This is a genomic window from Komagataeibacter europaeus LMG 18890, assembly GCF_000285295.1.
Taxonomy (GTDB): Bacteria; Pseudomonadota; Alphaproteobacteria; order Acetobacterales; family Acetobacteraceae; genus Komagataeibacter; species Komagataeibacter europaeus.
Genome location: NZ_CADP01000233.1, coordinates 1 through 2,186, shown reverse-complemented (window position 1 = coordinate 2,186; position 2,186 = coordinate 1). Strand labels below are relative to the sequence as shown.

Annotated in this window: 2 protein-coding genes and 2 pseudogenes; 1 reads left to right on the top strand and 3 read right to left on the bottom strand. The window is 57.0% G+C overall.

Annotation, left to right across the window (positions count from 1 at the left end):
- Positions 1-47 precede the first annotated feature (47 nt).
- Entirely contained in the window at positions 48-1,487 is a 1,440-nt protein-coding gene (locus tag GEU01_RS21010; RefSeq protein ID WP_019087580.1) for a DUF6880 family protein, read from the top strand.
- A 32-nt stretch (positions 1,488-1,519) separates the two neighbouring features.
- Here GEU01_RS21010 and GEU01_RS27825 read toward each other — a convergent pair.
- From GEU01_RS27825 to GEU01_RS20995, 3 genes and pseudogenes are all read right to left on the bottom strand, one after another.
- Positions 1,520-1,625, bottom strand: a pseudogene (locus tag GEU01_RS27825) (IS481 family transposase); the annotation flags it as partial.
- Positions 1,626-1,712: 87 nt separating this feature from the next.
- Positions 1,713-1,841, bottom strand: a pseudogene (locus GEU01_RS21000) (resolvase); the annotation flags it as partial.
- Positions 1,842-2,081 (bottom strand): hypothetical protein, encoded by a 240-nt coding sequence (locus GEU01_RS20995; RefSeq protein ID WP_019087485.1) that lies wholly within the window; start codon positions 2,079-2,081, stop codon positions 1,842-1,844.
- Positions 2,082-2,186: the final 105 nt, after the last annotated feature.

Here is a 2,186-nt window from a genome sequence, read left to right as displayed (position 1 = left end):
AACGGCTTTTGATTGCGTCCCCTGTGTCGCTGTCATAATCTGCATTCATGGTCCGCACTCCTTCTACAAAACCTGCCACCCGCAAATCCGCCGCATCCGCGAAAGTTGGCACGACCGTCACGAAAAACAATCTGAAAGCCCTTGGTGCGGATCGGCTTGCAGACCTTCTGGTCGAACTGTCGGAACAGGATGCCGTGCTCACCCGGAAGCTGCGCATGGCGCTGACAGCCACTCATGCGAAAGACAAACTCGGCAAGGAGATCGAAAAGAGGCTGCGAACGATCCAGCGTTCCCGTGGATTCCTGCCCTGGGACCGGATCAAACCCCTTACGACCGAGCTCGATGCCTTACGGCAATCCATTCTCAACGATGTTGCAACGACGGATGTCGGGCAGGCCATTTCCGCCATGCGTCTTCTCGTGGAACTTGCTCCTTCCGTCTATGAGCGCTCTGATGACAGTTCCGGTTACCTGTCAGATGTGTTTCGCGAAGCGGTCTCCGATCTTGGCTCCCTCTGGGGACGACAGGCTGGTCGGGATCCGGCTGTCACTGTCAGGGATATGCTCACACTTCTCGATAACGACGGGTATGGCACCTGTGACCGCCTGCTTGTCTCGTGCGGTGAAGCACTGGGGAAGCCGGGCGCGGCCATACTCAGAAACACGCTGCTTGCACGACTGCACGACCTTCCCGCCTCAAATGCGAAGGGAGACTATCGTACCGACTTTGCGCGCATGCAGACCCTCGGTCATCTGAAGGATCTGGCCGATGCAATAGGTGACGTCGATGCCTATATCGAAGCAGTCAACCTGAGTGAACGTCAGTCCTCTTCTATCGGCGATGTTGCACGTCGCCTGCTGGACAAGGAGCGTGCCCATGAGGCGCTCGAATGGCTCGACCGGGAGACTGAGGAGACGCCCCGGTTCCGCTGGGAAAATGACGATCTTCGGATCGAAGCGTGCGAAACCGTGGGCGATCGCGACACAGCCCAGTCCCTGCGATGGAAAATCTTTCAGGAACGCCTTAGCCTGCCGCACTGGCAAGCATATCAACGCCATCTCAGCGATTACGACGCGATTGATGCTGAAGAACAGGCACTCAATCACATCCGTAATTTCCCGGTCAGGGGCGTAGCCCTTTCCACTCTTCTTAAATGGCCAGCGCTCGACGCTGCTGCCCGTCTCGTGCGGGAGCATACGGCAGAACTGGACGGGCGTGATTACGGAACACTACGTCCGGCTGCGGATCGTCTGTCTGAATCGTATCCCAATGAGGCGACCCTTCTTTACCGCCTGCTGGTCGAGGCCGTGCTGAATAAGGCGCTTTCCCGCTATTATTCCTATGCGGCGAAGGATCTCGCCTCCTGTCGGCTGCTTGCACAAATGCTGACAGCGACAAACGGCATGGAAACCCATGAAGCCTTTATGACCCGCTTGAAAGCGCAGCATAAGCGCAAGCTGGGTTTCTGGTCGCTGATCGGTGAATAATTAAAGACAGCGATAGGGGCAGCTGAATGTCTGTCAGGTTGTGAAACGTCATTGGCGTAATCAAGGAGTTCGTCGACCTGCTTCATGATGTTCACGATCAGCCGGTTTGATGTGATCAGCATTACGGAACGCATGATGGTTTCCTTCACTGACATTCAACTCCTCAGCATCCTCTCAGGACCACAGGGAGCCGTCCACGCCATCAGTTCTCAGTGAAAATCAACACCGATAGGTCTGCACGACGGGCCAGCCTTCACGGACGGCCATTTCATCGCACAGGCGCAACTGGTCCTCGATGGAGGCCGCACTCTGGTTGTCGGACGAATGGTGGGCATAAAGAGCTACGCGGGTCATTCACTCTCCCCTTTCCGGCCTGTCCTGCCCGTCCGGGCGATGGCCGGGAAGAGGGCAATTGTCGTTGGCCGCCCGCCCCAATTTCCGACGGGCGAACTCTTCGCGGGCGATCTGGCGGCCCATTGCGCTCGCCAGGGCAAACATCAGTTCATCGCACCGCGCTTTCGCGGCAGGATCGACCGGCCCGTTATCGTTGGCCGGGACGATACCGCCGAGTTTGCGTTTCGTATCTTTTACCATGCCGCCACTCCCCATTTCCGCAAAAAAACAGGGTATGAGGCATCGAAAAACTCACGGTCGGAACATCACAAATCCCGTGTTCGGGCGTTTACGTATGTCATAGCG

What these genes read in the sequence shown, in the direction of transcription:
- GEU01_RS21010 (WP_019087580.1), top strand. Translation starts at nt 48, where the DNA reads ATGGTCCGCACTCCTTCTACAAAACCTGCCACCCGCAAATCCGCCGCA.
- GEU01_RS20995 (WP_019087485.1), bottom strand. Translation starts at nt 2,081, where the DNA reads ATGGTAAAAGATACGAAACGCAAACTCGGCGGTATCGTCCCGGCCAAC.